The 18,061-nt window shown below is 71.4% G+C and carries 14 protein-coding genes; 4 read left to right on the forward strand and 10 right to left on the reverse strand.

Annotated elements, in window-relative coordinates; all coding sequences use genetic code 11:
- Positions 1–44 precede the first annotated feature (44 nt).
- From rodA to ACFU7Y_RS20770, 8 genes are all read right to left on the reverse strand, one after another.
- A complete protein-coding gene (gene rodA, locus ACFU7Y_RS20735; RefSeq protein WP_224278957.1) occupies positions 45–1,244 on the reverse strand; it encodes a rod shape-determining protein RodA in 1,200 nt (399 codons plus the stop codon).
- Positions 1,241–3,541 (reverse strand): penicillin-binding protein 2, encoded by a 2,301-nt coding sequence (mrdA, locus tag ACFU7Y_RS20740; RefSeq protein WP_380769199.1) that lies wholly within the window; start codon positions 3,539–3,541, stop codon positions 1,241–1,243. Before mrdA ends, rodA begins: the two co-directional genes overlap by 4 nt.
- 51 nt (positions 3,542–3,592) lie before the next feature.
- The gene (gene mreD, locus ACFU7Y_RS20745) at positions 3,593–4,231 is read right to left on the reverse strand and encodes a rod shape-determining protein MreD (protein ID WP_224277494.1); all 639 of its coding nucleotides are present in this window, start codon (positions 4,229–4,231) and stop codon (positions 3,593–3,595) included.
- 3 nt (positions 4,232–4,234) lie between these two features.
- Complete coding sequence (gene mreC / locus ACFU7Y_RS20750; protein ID WP_380769200.1) at positions 4,235–5,179, reverse strand: rod shape-determining protein MreC; 945 nt, start codon at positions 5,177–5,179, stop codon at positions 4,235–4,237.
- A gap of 115 nt (positions 5,180–5,294) precedes the next feature.
- Positions 5,295–6,320: a rod shape-determining protein gene (locus ACFU7Y_RS20755; RefSeq protein ID WP_308020165.1), complete on the reverse strand. Its 1,026-nt coding sequence runs from the start codon at positions 6,318–6,320 to the stop codon at positions 5,295–5,297.
- A 369-nt stretch (positions 6,321–6,689) separates the two neighbouring features.
- Positions 6,690–7,103 carry a nucleoside-diphosphate kinase gene (gene ndk, locus ACFU7Y_RS20760; RefSeq protein WP_224277488.1) on the reverse strand — a complete coding sequence of 138 codons (414 nt, stop codon included), beginning with the start codon at positions 7,101–7,103 and terminating at the stop codon, positions 6,690–6,692.
- Between the two features lie 108 nt (positions 7,104–7,211).
- Positions 7,212–7,562, reverse strand: a complete 351-nt coding sequence (locus ACFU7Y_RS20765; protein WP_224277486.1) for a DUF4233 domain-containing protein — start codon at positions 7,560–7,562, stop codon at positions 7,212–7,214.
- Position 7,563: 1 nt separating this feature from the next.
- Entirely contained in the window at positions 7,564–8,955 is a 1,392-nt protein-coding gene (locus ACFU7Y_RS20770) for a folylpolyglutamate synthase/dihydrofolate synthase family protein (RefSeq protein WP_374119932.1), read from the reverse strand.
- A gap of 184 nt (positions 8,956–9,139) precedes the next feature.
- Between ACFU7Y_RS20770 and ACFU7Y_RS20775 the strand changes: the two genes are divergently transcribed.
- The 3 genes from ACFU7Y_RS20775 to ACFU7Y_RS20785 all read left to right on the forward strand — a co-directional run bounded on the left by ACFU7Y_RS20775 (position 9,140) and on the right by ACFU7Y_RS20785 (position 13,480).
- Entirely contained in the window at positions 9,140–10,573 is a 1,434-nt protein-coding gene (locus ACFU7Y_RS20775; RefSeq protein ID WP_380769201.1) for a glycosyltransferase family 2 protein, read from the forward strand.
- Between the two features lie 63 nt (positions 10,574–10,636).
- Complete coding sequence (wecB, locus tag ACFU7Y_RS20780) at positions 10,637–11,803, forward strand: non-hydrolyzing UDP-N-acetylglucosamine 2-epimerase (RefSeq protein ID WP_224277502.1); 1,167 nt, start codon at positions 10,637–10,639, stop codon at positions 11,801–11,803.
- Between the two features lie 147 nt (positions 11,804–11,950).
- The gene (locus tag ACFU7Y_RS20785) at positions 11,951–13,480 is read left to right on the forward strand and encodes a chitinase (protein ID WP_380769203.1); all 1,530 of its coding nucleotides are present in this window, start codon (positions 11,951–11,953) and stop codon (positions 13,478–13,480) included.
- A gap of 28 nt (positions 13,481–13,508) precedes the next feature.
- Here the strand turns inward: ACFU7Y_RS20785 and ACFU7Y_RS20790 are convergent, their stop codons facing one another.
- Positions 13,509–14,033 carry a hypothetical protein gene (locus tag ACFU7Y_RS20790; RefSeq protein ID WP_224277480.1) on the reverse strand — a complete coding sequence of 175 codons (525 nt, stop codon included), beginning with the start codon at positions 14,031–14,033 and terminating at the stop codon, positions 13,509–13,511.
- Positions 14,034–14,334: 301 nt separating this feature from the next.
- Positions 14,335–16,974 (reverse strand): valine--tRNA ligase, encoded by a 2,640-nt coding sequence (locus tag ACFU7Y_RS20795; protein WP_380769204.1) that lies wholly within the window; start codon positions 16,972–16,974, stop codon positions 14,335–14,337.
- A gap of 191 nt (positions 16,975–17,165) precedes the next feature.
- On the opposite strand from ACFU7Y_RS20795, the gene ACFU7Y_RS20800 reads away from it, so the two are divergent.
- Positions 17,166–18,023 carry a hypothetical protein gene (locus ACFU7Y_RS20800; protein ID WP_380769205.1) on the forward strand — a complete coding sequence of 286 codons (858 nt, stop codon included), beginning with the start codon at positions 17,166–17,168 and terminating at the stop codon, positions 18,021–18,023.
- Positions 18,024–18,061: the final 38 nt, after the last annotated feature.

Genomic DNA, 18,061 nt, shown 5'->3' on the forward strand with positions numbered 1-18,061 from the left:
GGGCCGGCCGGGAAGTCCCGGACCGGCCCCGCCGCGGCGCCCGCTCAGGCCCCTACCGGCCGCTGGCTCCGCACCGCCTGGAGCAGCCCGATGGCCATCCAGTTCGCGAACATCGACGAGCCGCCGTACGAGACGAACGGCAGCGGGATGCCCGCGACCGGCATGATGCCCAGGCACATCCCTATGTTCTCGAAGGCCTGGAAGGACAGCCAGGCGATGATCCCGGCCGCCACGATCGTCCCGTACAGGTCGGTCGCCTGCCGGGCGATCCGGCAGGCCCGCCAGAGGATCACGCCGACCAGCGCGATGATCGCCAGCGCCCCGACGAAGCCGAGCTCCTCGCCGGCCACGGTGAACACGAAGTCGGTCTGCTGCTCCGGCACGAACTGCCCGACGGTCTGGGTGCCGTGGAACAGCCCCTTGCCGGTCAGTCCGCCCGAGCCGATCGCGATCCGGGCCTGCGCGGTGTTGTAGCCGACGCCGTTCGGGTCCAGCTGCGGATTGGCGAAGGCGGCGAAGCGGTCGATCTGGTACTGGCTCAGCAACCCGAACTTCCAGATCGCCACGCACCCGGCGGTGCCCGCCACCAGCAGGCCGAGCACCCAGCGGTTCGCCGCGCCGGAGCCGAGCAGGATGCCCAGCACGATCGCAGCCATCACCATCACCGAGCCGGCGTCCGGCATCAGCAGCACGATGCACATCGGCAGCCCGGCCCAGAGCAGCCCCCGGAACACCGCCCGGTGCGAGGGGAACTCCCGCTCCCCGGCGTCCACCTGGTCCGACAGCACGACCGCCATCGCCAGCACGATCGCGAGTTTCGCGAACTCGGCCGGCTGGACCGAGAAGCCGCCGCCGAGCTGGATCCACGAGTGCGCGCCGTTGATGGTCGAGCCCAGCGGGCTGAGCGTCGCCAGCAGCAGCAGGATCACGCCGACGTACAGGAACGGCACGATCGTGCGGAAGCGCCTGCTCCCTATCGCTATCACCACGGCGCACAGCACCAGCCCGACCACGAAGTTGGTCAGGTGCCGGTACAGGAAGTACTGCGGGTCCCCGTGGGTCAGCGAGTCGCGCCCGCGGGTGGCCGACCAGACCAGCAGCGCGCTGCCGCCCGAGAGGGCCAGCGCGGCGAGCAGCAGTATCCAGTCGAGCCGCCAGAGCGGGGAGTCCTTGGCCAGGGCCTTGGAGACCCCGCTGCGCTGCGGGGCCAGCCGCAGCTGCCGGTACGAGCCGTAGGAGGTCATGCCCGTCCCCTTCCCGGTCCGCGTGAGGGTTCGAGCGCGGCGTCGGCCGCCATGTGCGACGCCGGGCGGTCGGCCGGCGGCGCCTGGTCGAGGAAGGCCGGCGCGGGGGCCGCCTGCGCCGCGGCCGCGTCGAGCAGGGCCGGAGCCGGCGCGACGGCCGGGGCCTGGGCTCCCGACGCCGGGGCGGCGCCGTACGAGACCGGCTTGATGATCGCGGTGCCGTCCGGGTTGAACTTCGGCAGCTCGGCCTGCGGCGCGGGCAGCAGCGCCTTGGTGTTGTCGATGGCGCCCTTGTCGTCCACGCCGTACAGCGCCTGGTAGATCCGGCGGATGGCGTCACCGGAACCGCCGGAGCCGGTGCCGCCCTGGCTGATCGTCATGACGACCGCGTAGTCCTTGCTGTACGTGGTCAGCCAGGAGGTGGTCTGCTTGCCCTCGACCTCGGCGGTGCCGGTCTTGGCGTGCAGCGCGATCTTGTCCTGCGGCCAGCCGTTGAACTTCCAGGCCGCGGTACCGGACTTGATGACGCCCTCGGTGGCCTGGTCGATGTAGCTGAGCAGCTTCTGGTCGCCGGGGAACTTGGCGTCCTCGTGCGGGGCGATCTCGCGGACGAGGTCCCCGCTCGGGCTCACCACGGCCTTGGCGACGGTCGGCCGGTAGAAGGTGCCGCCGTTGGCCAGCGCCGAGTAGATCCGGGCCATCTGGACCGGGGTGACGAGGGTGTCGCCCTGACCGATCGCGAAGTTGACGGCGTCACCGGCACGCATCTGGTAGCCGTCGACGCAGTTCTCCCGGGCGATCTGGTCGGAGTAGCTGTTGCCGCCCTTCTGCCCCTGCGCGCACCAGGCGTCCTTGTTGTTGTCGTAGAAGGACTGCTTCCACTGCCGGTCCGGCACCCGGCCGGGGACCTCGGACGGCAGGTCGATGCCGGTCTTGGCGCCCAGGCCGAACTGGTGGGCGGTCTTGAAGAACCAGTCGCCCGGGTCCTTCTTCGGCTTGATGCCGCCGTCCTTCATCCACTGGTCGTACGCCAGGCCGTAGAAGACGGTGTCGCAGGAGACCTCCAGCGCCTTCTCCAGGGAGATCTGGCCGAAGTTCTCGCTCTCGAAGTTCTTGAACTCACGGCCGCCGATGGTCATGCTCTTCGGGCAGTCGTAGTGGCCGTCCAGCGAGTAGCCGGCCTGCACGGCGGCGGTGGTGGAGACGACCTTGAAGGTGGAACCGGGGGCGGACTGACCCTGTATGGCCCGGTTCAGCAGCGGGAAGTTGGACTCCTTGCTGGTCAGCGACTGGTAGTCCTTGCCGCTGATGCCGCCCACCCAGAGGTTCGGGTCGTACGTCGGGGCGCTCGCCATCGCGACGATCCGCCCGGTGTGCACGTCCATCACGACGGCGGCCCCGGAGTCGGCCTCGTAGTTGCGGCTGGTGACCTTGTCGAAGGTGTTCCGGGCGTCGGCCATGGCCTGCGCCAGGTTGTCCTCGACCACCTTCTGCACCCGGGCGTCGATGCTGGTGACCAGGTTGTCACCGGTCTGCGGGGCGACGGCGCCGGCGTTGCCGATCACCCGGCCGAGGTTGTCCACCTCCAGCTTGGTGATGCCCGCGGTGCCGCGCAGGTCGCGGTCGTACACCGACTCCAGGCCGGCCCGCCCGATCTGGTCGGCCGGCAGGTAGCGGTCCAGGCCGCTCTTGCCGGCGGTCTTGCTGACCTCCTCGTCGGTCACCGGCGAGAGGTAGCCGAGCACCTGGGCCAGGTTGGCGCCCTCGGCGCCGGTGTAGCGGCGCACGGCGGTGGGCTGCGCGGTGACCCCGGGGAAGTCCTCGCGGCGCTCCATTATCTGCATCGCCTGCTGGGTGGTCGCCTCCTTGGTGACCGGGATCGGCTGGTACGGCGAACCGTTCCAGCAGGGCTGCGGGGTCTTGGCGTCGCAGAGCCGGACCTTCTCCTGCACGTCCTTGGCGGGCATCCCCAGCACCTCGGCCAGCCGGGACAGCACCGCCTTGCCGCCGTCCTTCTGCTGGAGCAGCGAGGTGCGGCTGACCGAGACCACCAGCCGGGTCTCGTTGCCGGCCAGCACCCGTCCGGAGGCGTCCAGGATCTCGCCGCGGACGGCCGGCTCGACCACCTCGCGGATGTGGTTGCCGGTCGCCTTCGCGGTGTACTCCTTGGCGTTGCGGATCTGCAGGTACCACAGCCGCCCGCCGAGGGTGGCGAGCAGCGACAGCACCAGGATCTGCAGCACCACCAGACGGATCGTCACCCTTCGGGTGCGGCCGGTCTCGGGGATGTTGCTCACGTCTCGTGCGCTCCAGGATGCGGGGAAGTCGGGTGGTCGGGGCCGGTCCGGTTACGGGCGGCGGGCGAAGCCGGGCACGCGCCGCCTCTTGTACGTCGGGCCCGTCGAGGCCTCGCGGGTGGTGCGGTAGCGGGCCAGCGTGCCCAGGCCGGAGCCGCCCTCGTCGTCGTCCGCGGCGGCCACCGGGTCGCGCCCGAAGCGGCGGCCGAGGTACATCACCAGCGGCACCACGAAGGGCGCCAGCAGCAGGTCGTAGAGCAGGGCGCTGATCACCAGTCCGCCGAGGCCGACGTGCCGGGCCGCGGTGTCGCCGACCAGGGCGCCGACCATCGCGTAGAGCAGGGTGGAGGCGGCCGCCGCGGCGCCGACCACCAGCAGGGAGCCGGCGACCGAGCGCTGGCGGCCGTGGTCCGGGCGCAGCAGCCCGGCGCCGTAGCCCATCAGGCAGAGCACCAGTGCGTAGCGGCCGATCGCGTGGTCGGAGGGCGGCGCGAGGTCGGCCAGCAGGCCGCCGGCGAAGCCGACCAGGCAGCCGCCGGTCGGCCCGTAGACCATGGCCAGACCGACCACGACGAGCAGCAGTATGTCCGGGGTGGCTCCCGGGAGCTGGAGCCGGCCGAACACGCTGACCTGGAGGAGGAGGCCGAGCAGGACGAGGCAGGCGGAGACGGGGATGCGGGCGAGGCGCATGGCTCAGTTCCCCCCAGTGGGCTTGGCGGGCGAGGCGGGCGCGGAGGCCGGGGCCTGGCCGGGATCGGCGGTCGGCTGGCCCGCGGTGGGCGCCGGCGGCAGGACGGCGTCGCGCGGGTCGGTTCGCGGCGGGACGACCACCACGCCGACCAGGTCCAGCCGGGTGAACTGGACGAAGGGCTCGACCAGGACCGTCTTGGTCAGCTGGCCGGCGTTGGCCTGGACCTCGGTGACCTTGCCGATCGGAACGCCGGGCGCGAACGGGCGGCCGCTCTGCGAGCCGAAGGTGACCAGTCGGTCGCCGGCCTTGACCTGGGCCTTGCCGTTGAGCAGGGAGACCTTCATCGGGCTGTCGCCGCCGCCGGAGGCGAAGCCGATCTCGCCGGTGCCCTCCAGCCGGGTGCCGGCCGAGAAACCGGGGTCGGAGGCGAGCAGCACGGTGGCGGTGGTCGGGGCGACGGTGGTGATCCGGCCGACCAGGCCCTGACCGTTGATCACCGTCATGTCGCGGGTGAGGCCGTCGTCGCTGCCGGCGTCGATGGTGATGGTCCAGGAGAAGCCCTGGGCCGGGCCGATCGCGATGACCTGGGCGGCCTTGACGGTGTATCCGCCGGCGCCGGCGGTGCGCAGCAGGTCGTCCAGCTGCTTGGTGCGCCCGGTGGCCATGTCGGAGGAGGCGAGCTTCTGCCGCAGTTCGGTGTTCTCGCGGGCGAGCTGGTCGGTGCGGCCGCTGTCGGTGACCGTGTCCCGGATGGCGCGGACGGTGTCGGCGACCGGGTCCACGACGGTGGCGGCTCCGCGCTCGACGGGTCCGAGGACACCGGCGGCGGCGTGCCGGGCCGGGCCGAGCGGGGAATCCTCACCGCCCTTGATGTCCACGGTGATCAGCGCGAAGGCTACGGCCACCAGCAGGATGAGCAGCAGCCGGCTCTCTCGTGTGTCCCTCACGGTGCGGGTACTGCCCCTTCGTACCTGGCCGCCGCCCGGGGCTGTGGGGCCCGGGTGGCGGCCCGTTCGGTCGAGTGTCGGATGTGACGCGTGGTGCCGGCGGTGCGGCGACCTGTCAACGACGCGGCGAGGCGTCGAGTACCTGCTGGAGTGCCTCGAACTCCTCGACGCACTTGCCGGAGCCGAGTGCGACGGAGTCGAGCGGGTTCTCCGCGATGTGGATCGGCATGCCGGTCTCGCGGCGCAGCCGCTCGTCCAGGCCGCGCAGCAGGGCGCCGCCACCGGTGAGCACGATGCCCCGGTCCATGACGTCGCCGGCCAGCTCGGGCGGGCACTGGTCGAGGGTGGTCTTGACCGCGTCGATGATCGCGTTGACCGGCTCGTCGATGGCCTCGCGGACCTCGGCGGCGGAGATGACCACGGTCTTGGGGAGGCCGCTGACCAGGTCGCGGCCGCGGATCTCGGCGTGCTCGTCCTTCTCGCCCTCCAGGCCGAAGGCGCTGCCGATGCTCATCTTGATCTGCTCGGCGCTGCGCTCGCCCAGGAGCAACGAGTACTCCTTCTTGATGTGCTGGACGATCGCGTTGTCCAGCTCGTCGCCGGCCACCCGGATGGACTGGGCGGTGACGATGCCGCCGAGGGAGATCACGGCGACCTCGGTGGTGCCGCCGCCGATGTCGACGACCATGTTGCCGGTGGCCTCGTGGACGGGCAGACCGGCGCCGATCGCGGCGGCCATCGGCTCCTCGATGATGTGCACCTGGCGGGCGCCGGCCTGCGAGGAGGCCTCGATGACGGCGCGGCGCTCGACGCCGGTGATGCCGGAGGGCACGCAGACCACGACGCGGGGGCGGGCCAGGTAGCGGCGGCGGTGGATCTTGAGGATGAAGTACCGCAGCATCCGCTCGGTGATCTCGAAGTCGGCGATCACGCCGTCCTTGAGCGGGCGGATGGCGACGATGTTGCCCGGGGTGCGGCCGATCATCTTCTTGGCCTCGGAGCCGACCGCGAGGATCCCGCCGGTGTTGGTGTTCACCGCGACGACGGACGGCTCGTTCAGGACGATGCCCTTGCCCCTGACGTACACCAGCGTGTTGGCTGTTCCGAGGTCGATCGCCAAGTCGCGGCCGATGAACGACAGGTTGCTCGCCATGGGGTGTGGGTGCCTTCCCGGGCTCGGAGTTCATGGGGGGGGTGGACGAATGCGCGCGCCCACGCTTGGGCGGAGACCAGCTGAGCTGCCTTACCGGGCCCTTGAGTCGCGTCCATCGTAGTCACGCCGCGCGGTACGGACGTCGACGTGGGGCATACCGTCCATTGTCCGGGGCGTGATCGCATCTCCGAGGATTGGGACGCCGTGTCGGCGCCCCCAGTTCCCTATTTCACGATAAGAATGCCCCGGCCGGGCCAATGGTCCCGACCGGGGCGGTACGAACGTCCTCCAGGTGTGCCGCACCGGTCCTCCCGGTACTTCGCCCCTGGTCCTGCCGGGTGTGTCGCCCGGTCCGGGTCAGGCGTGCGCGGGGAAGAAGATCTTGATCTCGCGCTCGGCGGACTCCGGGGAGTCAGAGGCGTGGATCAGGTTCTCGCGGGTGATCGTTGCGTAGTCGCCGCGGATGGTGCCGGCCCCGGCCTCCAGCGGGTTGGTGGCGCCGGCCAGCATGCGGATGCCCTTGACGACCTCCTCGCCCTCGACGATCAGCGCGATCGACGGGCCGGAGGTCATGAACTCCAGCAACGGCTCGTAGAACGGCCGGCCCACGTGCTCCGCGTAGTGCTGCTCCAGCGTCGCCCGGTCGAAGGTGCGCAGCTCGATGGCGGCGAACCGCCAGCCGGCCTTGCGCTCGATGCGGCTGATGATCTCGCCGGCCAGGCCGCGGCGGACGGCGTCGGGCTTGAGCAGGACGAGAGTGCGCTGGGACACGGTGCGTCTCCTGGGGATTCGGTTCGGCAGACAGTCGGGTCGACACGCGGCGCCGACAAGGCAGAGATTACCTTGCGTACACGGCGTGTCGGTCCGCCGGTCCGGGCCTCAGACCTGTACCGCGGCGGCCTCGGCGGCGGCCCGGGCGGCCTTGAACTCGTCCACCTTGCGGCCGTAGTGCACGGAGCACCACCACAGGCCGGCGAAGACCACTCCGAGGCCGAACATGCTCGGCAGGACGAAGCCGCTGGCGATCAGGCCGATCTGCAGCGCCCAGCCGATCTGCACCGCACCAGGGCGGTTGATCATGCCGCAGAGCAGGATGCACAGCGCCATCGCGATGCCGCTGACCGTCCAGATCTCCCCGCTGGAGACGTCGGAGAGCCGCATCGCGACCAGCGCCGCGAACATGATCAACAGCGCTTCGCCGATCAGCGTCGAGGAGCAGAGCGTCCTCATGTCACTTCCTCCCGAGCAGCAGACGGGCCTCGCCCACCGTGATGACCGAACCGGTGACCAGCACCCCGGCGCCGCCGAGGTCGCCCTCCTCCTCGGCGAGGGTGACGGCGGCGGCGATGGCGTCGTCGAGCCGGGGCTCGACCTGGACGCGGTCCTCGCCGAAGACCTCGACGGCCAGGGCCGCGAGCGCGTCGACGTCCATCGCGCGGTGGGTGGAGTTCTGGGTGATGACGACCTCGGCCAGGATCGGCTCGAAGGCCTCCAGCACGCCGGCCACGTCCTTGTCCCCGGAGGTGCCGATCACACCGACGAGCCGGGTGAAGCCGAAGGACTCGGTGAGCGCGGCCACGGTGGCGCGGGCGCCGTGCGGGTTGTGCGCGGCGTCCAGGACGATCGTGGGGCTGCGGCGGACGACCTCCAGGCGGCCCGGCGAGGAGACGCCGGAGAAGGCCTGGCGGATCTTCTCCACGTCCAGCTGCCCGCCGCGCGCGCCGCCGACGCCGAAGAAGGCCTCGACCGCGGCCAGCGCCAGGGCCGCGTTGTGCGCCTGGTACTCGCCGTGCAGCGGGATGAAGACGTCCTCGTACTCCTCGCCGCCGAGCCCGCGCAGCGTCACCAGCTGGCCGCCGACGGCGAGTTCGCGGCGGATCACGCCGAACTCCATGCCCTCGCGGGCGACCGTGGCGTCCACCTCGACGGCGCGGCGCAGGATGGTCTGGGCGGCGTCCAGCTGCTGCTGGGCGACGACGGCGACGGAGCCGGACTTGATGATCCCGGACTTCTCGACCGCGATCTCGCCGGTGGTCTCGCCGAGCTTGTCGGTGTGGTCCAGCCCGATCGGGGTGATCACCGCCACGGCGGCGTCGATGACGTTGGTGGCGTCCCAGGAGCCGCCCATGCCGACCTCGACCACGGCGACGTCCACCGGGGCGTCGGCGAAGGCCGCGTAGGCCATGCCGGTCAGCACCTCGAAGAAGGACATCGGCACCGGCTGCGCCGCGTCGACCATCTGCACGTAGGGCTCGATGTCGCGGTAGACCTCGACGAAACGCTCGGGGGTGATCGGGGCGCCGTCCAGGCTTATCCGCTCGGTGACGGACTCCACGTGCGGGCTGGTGTAACGGCCGGTGCGCAGCTCGAAGGTGTTGAGCAGCTGCTCGATCATCCGGGCGGTGGAGGTCTTGCCGTTGGTGCCGGTGACGTGGATGGAGGGGAAGGACCGCTGGGGCTGGCCCAGGATGTCCATCAGCGCCTCGATCCGGTCGAGCGAGGGCTCCAGCTTGTTCTCCGGCCAGCGCTTGGAGAGCTCCACCTCGGCGTCGCGCAGGGCGTCGCCGGTACCGCCGTCGGCGGGGCGGATGGTGTACGGGTTCGGGTCGGCCTTGTCGCTCACGACCCCAGTCTACGGAGCCCTGACGGGTCGTTCTCACGGGGTGAGAACGACCACTTTGCCCCTTCTTTGCCATGATCACCTAGTTTCCTCCCTTTACTATCGATTTAGCGATTTGAACCGCAATGAAGCATCGATTCGCAACCGACAGGAGCCTTCAGCCTTTGATCATGAGGAGCATTGCGCCATGCCTGACGCCCTGCACGAGTGGATCGTGCTTCGCCAGGACGCCGTCGTCTGGGTTGCCGGACTGATCTCCCTGGCACTCGTCGGCTACATGACCCTGGTCTTCGGACGCTTCCTCGTGTACTGGGCGGGCTCCCGGCACGCCTTCCGGCACAACCGCCCCGCCGAGCCCGGCGACCCCGCCGCCTTCCAGTGGCACCTGGTGATCCCCTGCCGCGACGAGGAGGCCGTGGTCACCCAGACCCTGGACGGCCTGCGGGGCAGCGCGCCCGAGGCCCACCTCTGGGTGATCGACGATGACAGCCAGGACGCCACCCGCGAGCTGGTGCTCGCCGCGGTGGCCCGCGACCCGCGGGTCCACCTGGTCCAGCGCCGCCGCCCGCACGCCCGGATCGGCAAGGGCGCCGCCCTCAACGCCGCCTACCGGGAGATCTCCGCCTGGCTGCCCGAGGGCACCGACCGCTCCCGGGTGGTGATCGGCGTGGTCGACGCCGACGGGCAGCTCGATCCGGGCACCCTCGCCCAGGTCTGCAACGTCAAGGCGCTCGGCCGTCCCGACACCGGCGCCGTCCAGATCGGCGTCCGGATGCGCAACGCCGACGACGAGCTCCCGCTGCCCGGACGCGGCCGGGCCGCCAACGCCCTGGCCCGCGCACTGGTGCGGATGCAGGACGTCGAGTTCCAGGCCAACAACGCCGGCATGCAGCTGCTGCGCCGCCGCACCGGCAGCGTCGGCCTCGGCGGCAACGGCCAGTTCGTCCGGCTCTCCGCCCTCGACTCGCTGACCGCCGAGGAGGGCCGGGCCGGCCGCCCCTGGCCGGAGCGCGCCCTGCTGGAGGACTACGAGTCCGGCCTCGACCTGCGGCTGGCCGGATGGCGGCTCACCCACGTCACCGAGGCCCAGGTCTCCCAGGAGGGCCTGATCTCGCTGCGCCGCTTCCTCACCCAGCGCACCCGCTGGGCCCAGGGCAACATGCAGTGCCTGCGCTACACCGGCCGGGTGCTGCGCTCGCCGCACTACACGGTGTCCGGCAAGGCCGAGGTTCTGTACACCTTCCTCCAGCCGGTGGTCTGCGTGCTGCTGGTGCTGCTCTTCCCGCTCTCGCTCGGGATCACCGGCGCGGGTCTGGTGCTCTTCCCGGCGGAGACCGCCGAGTTCCAGCTCAGGTTCGGCCCGCTGATGCTGCTCGCCTTCGTGCTCGCCGCACTCCCGATGGTCCTCTGGGGCTTCGCCTACCGCCGGCTCGTCCACGCCGACCGCAGCCGGCTCACCGGCCTGCTCTGGGGCGTCCTGGTCTGGCTCTACGCCTACCACCTGTTCGTGGTCGCCACCCGGGCCGCCATCCGGATGCTGCTCGGCCGCAACGGCTGGGCCAAGACCCGCCGCAACGCCGAGAAGGTCACCCTCGGCGCCCCCACCGCGCTCGAATCCTGAGCCTGCCGCCCCACCCTCACGCCGCCCCTCCGCCCCACGCCCCACCGGAGTCCCCGCATGAGCATGTGCCTGCCCCCGTCCAGCGTCGCCGTCGTCCTCGGCACCCGCCCCGAGCTGGTCAAGCTCGCCCCGCTGATCCACGAGCTCGGCGACGCCACCCGGCTGGTGCACACCGGCCAGCACTGGGACGAAGCGATGTCCGGCCGCTTCCTGCGCGACCTCGACCTGCCCGAGCCCGAGCTGCTCACCGGTGTCGGCGGCCGCCCCCGGGCCGGCCAGATCGCCCAGTCGCTGGGCCAGCTGGACGCCGCCTTCGCCGAGGACCGCCCCGCCGCCGTGGTCGTCCAGGGCGACACCAACGCCACCCTGGCCGGGGCGCTGGCCGCCAACGCCCGGGAGGTCCCGCTGGTCCACGTCGAGGCCGGTCTGCGCAGCTTCGACCGGGCGATGCCCGAGGAGCACAACCGGGTGATGGTCGACCACGTCTCCGACCTGCTCTGCGCCGCCACCGGGGAGAACGTCGCCAACCTGCGCGCCGAGTCGCTGGCCGAGGCCCGGATCGAGCTCACCGGCAACACCGTCGTCGAGGTGGTCCGCCGTCAGCTGCCGGACGGGGCCGCCCGTACCGCGCTGCTCGCCGCGCACGGGCTGAGCCCGGACGGGTACGTGCTGGCCACCGTGCACCGCCCGGAGAACACCGACACCGCCGAGGCGCTCGGCGCGGTGCTCGCCGAGCTGGACCGGATCGCCCGGGCCGGCACCCCGGTGCTGTTCCCGATGCACCCGCGCACCCGGGCCGCCGTCGAGCGCTTCGGCCTGGACGGCCTGCTGGAGCGGCTGGCCGTCACCGGCCCGGTCGGCTACGGCGACTTCCTGGGCCTGGCGAGCCACGCGGCGCTGCTGGTCTCCGACTCCGGCGGCGTGCAGGAGGAGTGCACCGTGCTCGGCCGCCCTCTGCTGGTGGTGCGCCGCTCCACCGAGCGCCCGGAGGCGATGGCGGCCGGCTTCGCCGCGCTGGTGCAGCCCGGCGAGGAGCTGGGCGCCCTGGCCCGCGCCTGGCTCTCCGACACCCCCGAACGGCTCGCCCGGCTGGCGGCCACCCCGAGCCCGTACGGCGACGGCCTGGCCTCGGCCCGGATCGCCGCGCTGACCGCGGCGATCGCCGAGGCGGAAGGGGCCGACGCGGACCCGACCGTGCCGCGGCCCGCCCAGGTCCTCTTGACAGCCTAATTGGTCTACTCCACCTTGTGAGGCAAGTCTCCGTTCCCGACCGGGACTTGAGTTGTCGGTAGCTCCCGCACGCGCACCATCGACACCCCGGACGGCGTTCCTCCCCCACGAGGCACCGCCGGGCCTCCCCCCACTGGAGACGGAGTCATGCCACCTGCCCGACACCGGCGCCCGCGCGCCGTCCACTCCCTGCTCGCCGGAGCGAGCGCCCTGGTCATCGGCCTGGGCGGACTCGTCCTGGCGGGCGGTACCGGCGCCCACGCCGCCGACACCGACCTGATCACCAACGGCGGCTTCGAGACCGGGAACCTGTCCGGCTGGACCTGTTCGAGCGGCACGGTCCAGAGCACCACCACCCACTCCGGCGCGTACGCCCTGCAGTCCACCCCGGGCGCGGGCGACACCGGCGAGTGCACCCAGACCGTCCCGGTGAAGCCCTCCTCCTCGTACACCCTGAGCTCCTGGGTCCAGGGCTCGTACGTCTACCTGGGCGCCCGCGGCACCGGCGGCACCGATCCGAGCACCTGGACCCCCGGCACCGGCTGGACCCAGCTGAGCACGAGCTTCACCACCGGCCCGAACACCACCAGCGTCACCGTCTACCTGCACGGCTGGTACGGGCAGCCGGCCTTCGCCGCCGACGACGTCTCGCTGCTCGGGCCCGGCGGACCGCAGCCGTCCCCGAGCCCGACCGCCACCGCCTCGCCGAGCCCGACGGCCACCGCCACGGACACCGGCAGCCCCACCCCGACCGCGACGTCGACCCCGACCAGGCCCCCGGGCCTGCCCAAGCACATCCTCACCGGCTACTGGCAGAACTTCGACAACGGCGCCACCCTCCAGCGGATCAGCGACGTCCCGGCCGCCTACGACATCATCGCGGTCTCCTTCGCGGACGCCACCGCCACCCGCGGTGGCCTGAGCTTCACCCTCGACCCGACCCTCTCCTCCCGCCTCGGCGGCTACACCGACGCCCAGTTCAAGGCCGACATCGCGGCCAAGCGGGCGGCCGGGAAACGAGTGGTGCTCTCCGTCGGCGGGCAGAACGGCACGGTCTGGGTGGGCGATTCCGCCTCCGCCGCGAACTTCGCCGGCACCGCCTGGGCGCTGATGCAGAGTTACGGCTTCGACGGGATCGACATCGACCTGGAGAACGGCATCAGCTCCACCTACATGGGCCAGGCGCTGCACGCCCTGGCGGCAAAGGCGGGGAGCGGATTCGTCCTCACCATGGCGCCGCAGACGATCGACATGCAGTCGACCGGCATGGAGTACTTCAAGCTGGCGCTGAACGTGAAGGACATCCTCACCATCGTCAACATGCAGTACTACAACTCCGGCGCGATGAACGGCTGCGACGGGAACGTCTACTCGCAGGGCACCGAGAACTTCCTCACCGCGCTGGCCTGCATCCAGCTCAAGGGCGGACTGCGGCCCGACCAGGTGGGCCTCGGGGTGCCGGCCTCCACCAGCGCCGCGGGCGGCGGGTACGTCGCCGCCGGCACGGTCGACAACGCGCTGGACTGCCTGGCCTCCGGCACCAACTGCGGCAGCTACAAGCCGGACACCACGTGGCCGGGCATCGGCGGCGCGATGACCTGGTCGACCAACTGGGACACCAAGGCGGGCAACCCGGTCGCGAGCACCATCGGTTCGCACCTGCACGCCATGCCGTAGCTGTGGCCCTTCACTGCCCGGGCCGGGTTCAGACCCCGGCCCGGGCCTCCGGCACGTGCGCGGCGCCGCCGCGCCGACGGCGCAACTCGGCGGTGATCTCGGCCAGTTCGCCCTCCGGCAGCAGCGGCAGCATCATCGCGACGCCCTGCAGCAGACCGCCGAGCAGGAAGGTGGTGTCCGGGGTCGCCGCCACCAGACCGCGGACCTCGGCCACCTCGCCGGCCGCCACCGCCTCGATCAGCTGGGCGGCGTTCGCGGTCTCCTCGTCCACCTCGACCCCACCGGTGTCCGCCGGGGCTCGCCGGGCCATCGCCCGCAGCACCTTGTCACCGACCTCGGGGGCGTACGCCTTGCGGACGGCCTCGGCGGCGATCCAGGTGAGCAGGGTGGCCACCTCGCGCTCGGCGTGCTCGGCGAACAGCAGGTCCAGCTCGTGGTCGAACGCGATCTGGTTGCCGTGCCGGAACGCGAGCAGCAGGGTCGCCGCCCTGGCCTTGGCCTCCTCGACCGCCTCGGCAGGCAGTTCGTCGGCCAACTCCTCGGTCACCACCACGCCATGCCCTCCGGTCCGTCGTTCAGCAGGAACGCTCGACAAAAACGCCCATTCGGAAACTCCGTGCACACCGTACACAGCGGACCTGCAAACTTCCGCGAACGCGCGCGGGCAAGACCGGAATCAATTCGCTCGGAATAGGACCCCACCCGGTCGCAGGATGATAATTCGCCGGAAGGGAGCAATGCGGCTGGGCTATTAGGCGTAGCGAAAGCGACCCCGGAAGCAGCGTCCAGGAAAACGCCGAGGGGCCGTACCCCGCGCGTCGCGGAGTACGGCCCCTGCAGTCGGGTCCGGCGGCTCAGCCCTGCGGCAGTGCCGCGAGCTGGGCGGTGATCCGGGCGATGTCGGCCTCGGCGGCCTCCTGGCGGCCCCGGATCTTGGCGACGACCTCGTCCGGTGCCTTGGCGAGGAACGCCTCGTTGCCGAGCTTGGCGGTGGTCTGGGCCTTCTCCTTCTCGGCGGCCGCGAGGTCCTTGGCGAGGCGCTTGCGCTCCGCCGCGACGTCGATGGTGCCCGAGAGGTCCAGCGCGACGGTGGCACCGGCCACCGGCAGCGAGGCGGTGGCCGCGAAGCCCTCCTCGGGGGCGGTCAGCCGCAGCAGCGAGCGGATCGCGTCCTCGTGGACGGCCAGCACGGTGCCGGCCAGCTCCAGCCGGGCCGGAACGCGCTGCGCGGGCTGGAGGCCCTGGTCCGAACGGAACCGGCGGACCTCGGTGACCACCTGCTGCAGCGTAGCGATCTCGGCCTCGGCGTCGGCGTCGCGGTAGCCGCTGTCCTTCGGCCACTCGGTGACGACCAGCGACTCGGCGCCGGTGAGCGCCGTCCACAGCGCCTCGGTGACGAACGGGACGACCGGGTGCAGCAGCCGCAGGGTGACGTCCAGGACCTCGCCCAGCACCCGGCGCGAGGCGTCCGCCTGCGGACCGCCCTTGGCCAGGGTGGTCTTGGAGAGCTCGACGTACCAGTCGAAGACCTCGTCCCAGGCGAAGTGGTACAGCGCGTCCGTGGCCTTGGCGAACTGGTAGTCGTCGTACAGCGCGTCCACCTCGGCGACGGTGGCGTTCAGCCGCGACAGGATCCAGCGGTCGACCGCGGTCAGCTCCTCCGGCGCGGGCAGCGGGCCCTCGACGGTGGCGCCGTTCATCAGCGCGAAGCGGGTCGCGTTCCAGATCTTGTTGCAGAAGTTGCGCGAACCCTTGACCCAGTCCTCGCCGATCGGCACGTCGGCGCCCGGGTTGGCGCCACGGGCCAGGGTGAAGCGGACGGCGTCGGCGCCGTAGGCGTCCATCCAGTCCAGCGGGTCCACGGCGGTGCCGGAGGACTTCGACATCTTCTTGCCGAACTCGTCGCGCACCAGACCGGTCAGGGCGACGGTCTTGAACGGCGCCTCGCCGTCCATCGCGTACAGGCCGAACATCATCATCCGGGCGACCCAGAAGAAGATGATGTCGTGGCCGGTCAGCAGAACGTCGGTCGGGTAGAACTTCTCCAGGTCCGGCGTCCGCTCCGGCCAGCCGAGCGTGGAGAACGGCCACAGGCCGGAGGAGAACCAGGTGTCCAGGACGTCCGGGTCCTGGACCCAGCCCTCGCCCGTCGGCGGCTGCTCGTCCGGACCGACGCAGACGACCTCGCCCTCGGGGCCGTACCAGACCGGGATCCGGTGGCCCCACCAGAGCTGGCGCGAGATGCACCAGTCGTACATGTTGTCGACCCAGTCGAAGTAGCGGCGCTCCAGCTCCTTCGGGTGGATCTCCACCTTGCCGTCGCGGACGGCATCGCCGGCGGCCTTGGCCAGCGGCTCGACCTTGACCCACCACTGCAGCGACAGCCGCGGCTCGACCACCGTGTGGCAGCGCGAGCAGTGGCCGACCGCGTGCATGTACGGGCGCTTCTCGGCGACGATCCGGCCCTGCTCGCGCAGCGCGCCGACGACGGCCGAGCGGGCCTCCAGCCGGTCCATGCCGAGGAAGGGGCCGTGCACGGTGATCGCACCGCGCTCGTCCATGACGGTCAGGTTGGGCAGGTCGTGGCGCTGGCCGATGGCGAAGTCGTTCGGGTCGTGCGCGGGCGTCACCTTGACGGCGCCGGTGCCGAACTCCGGGTCGACGTGCTCGTCCGCGACGACCGGGATCTCACGGTCGGTCAGCGGCAGCTTGATGGTCCGGCCGATCAGGTGCTTGTAGCGCTCGTCCTCGGGGTGGACGGCCACCGCGGTGTCGCCCAGCATCGTCTCGGCGCGGGTGGTGGCGACGATGATCGAGTCGTCGCCCTCGCCGTAGCGGATCGAGACCAGCTCGCCCGGCACCTCCTCGTGCTCCACCTCGATGTCGGACAGCGCGGTGAGACAGCGCGGGCACCAGTTGATGATGCGCTCGGCGCGGTAGATCAGGCCGTCGTCGAAGAGCCGCTTGAAGATGGTCTGGACGGCCTGGGACAGGCCCTCGTCCATGGTGAAGCGCTCGCGCGACCAGTCCACGCCGTCGCCGAGGCGGCGCATCTGGCCGAGGATGCGGCCGCCGTAGCTCTTCTTCCACTCCCAGACCTTCTCGACGAAGGCCTCCCGGCCCAGGTCGTGCCGCGACAGGCCGGCCTCGGCGAGCTGCTGCTCGACCTTGTTCTGGGTGGCGATGCCGGCGTGGTCCATGCCGGGCAGCCAGAGCGTCTCGAAGCCCTGCATGCGCTTGCGGCGGGTCAGCGCGTCCATCAGCGTGTGCTGGAAGGCGTGGCCCAGGTGCAGGACGCCGGTGACGTTCGGCGGGGGGATGACGATGGTGTACGCGGGCTTGTCGCTCTTCGCGTCCGCGGTGAAGTAGCCACGGTCCACCCAGCGCTCGTACAGCTCGCCCTCTACGTCCGCGGGGGTGTAGGTCGTCGGGAGGGTTGCTGCTTCGTCCCCGGCAAAGGTGCTCACGGGGCGCTGGTTCGTCGTGTCGGTCACGACGCACAGTTTACGTAACCGGAGGCGTGGGTCACGAACCCCTTTCGGTGCGCGGGCCCGGCGCGCTCCCGCGGACCCCGGCCGGGCACCGTGCGGTAGCGTGCCCGGGCACTCGTCCGGTGGACCGGACGTACACGGAACGACTCGACATCACGACAGGCCGCGGGTGCGGCGGGGGAGCACGGACGCAGATGTACGGCCAGGGACAGCAGTACCCGCAGGGACAGCCGCAGCCCTACGGGGGCCAGCCGCAGTACGGCCCGCCGCCGCAGCAGCCCTACGGCGCACCCCAGCCCCCGTACGGCCAACCCCAGTACGGCCAGCCCCCGTACGGCCAACCGCAGTACGGCCCGCCGCAGCCCTACGGCGCGCCCCCGCAGCCGTACGACGTTCCGCCGCAGGCGCCGTACGGACAGCCGGGCTACCCGCCGCCGCAGTCGAAGGGCAAGGGCGGCCTGGTGATCGGGCTGGTGATCGGCGCGCTGGTGCTGGGCGGCGGCGGCTTCGCCGCCTGGAAGTTCCTCGGCAGCGGCGGCGACCAGGGCGGCCGGTACAAGATGACCGCCCCGGAAAGCGTCGCGGACGGCTACTCCCAGAAGTCGGCCGAGGAGAAGACCGTCGAACCGAACAACCCGGAGGCGGCGAAGTTCGGCAAGGACCTCCACGTGATCGCGGCCAGCTACAGCCGGGGCACCGACCTCGACACCTTCACGGTGCTCGGCGTCTACGGGGATCTCAACGACCCCGGACAGATCATCGAGGACGCCAAGAAGACCACCGGCGAGACCACCTGGACCACCCCGCTGACCGCCTTCCCGGCCCGCGACAGCAGGAACTCCTCGGCGAAGCTCTCCTGCGGCGTGATCAGTCTCCTGGGCAAGCCCGGTCCGACGGTCTGCGTGTGGGCGGACAGGTCCACCACCGGCCGGGTCACCTTCAGCAAGGTGAACCTGAACGGCAGCGGCAACATCACCGGCCAGGACACCACCCTGTCCCAGGCTGCCGACAAGACCAGGGCGCTCCGCGATGCCATGGTCGTCGCCAGGTGACACGGTGCACGAGGAGGGGCCCCGCACCGGATCCGGTG

Source organism: Kitasatospora sp. NPDC057542 (assembly GCF_042801945.1).
Classification (GTDB): domain Bacteria; phylum Actinomycetota; class Actinomycetes; order Streptomycetales; family Streptomycetaceae; genus Kitasatospora.

What these genes read in the sequence shown, in the direction of transcription:
- rodA (WP_224278957.1), bottom strand. Translation starts at nt 1,244, where the DNA reads ATGACCTCCTACGGCTCGTACCGGCAGCTGCGGCTGGCCCCGCAGCGC.
- ACFU7Y_RS20765 (WP_224277486.1), bottom strand. Translation starts at nt 7,562, where the DNA reads ATGAGGACGCTCTGCTCCTCGACGCTGATCGGCGAAGCGCTGTTGATC.
- ACFU7Y_RS20785 (WP_380769203.1), top strand. Translation starts at nt 11,951, where the DNA reads ATGCCACCTGCCCGACACCGGCGCCCGCGCGCCGTCCACTCCCTGCTC.
- mreD (WP_224277494.1), bottom strand. Translation starts at nt 4,231, where the DNA reads ATGCGCCTCGCCCGCATCCCCGTCTCCGCCTGCCTCGTCCTGCTCGGC.
- wecB (WP_224277502.1), top strand. Translation starts at nt 10,637, where the DNA reads ATGTGCCTGCCCCCGTCCAGCGTCGCCGTCGTCCTCGGCACCCGCCCC.
- ACFU7Y_RS20775 (WP_380769201.1), top strand. Translation starts at nt 9,140, where the DNA reads ATGCCTGACGCCCTGCACGAGTGGATCGTGCTTCGCCAGGACGCCGTC.
- ACFU7Y_RS20800 (WP_380769205.1), top strand. Translation starts at nt 17,166, where the DNA reads ATGTACGGCCAGGGACAGCAGTACCCGCAGGGACAGCCGCAGCCCTAC.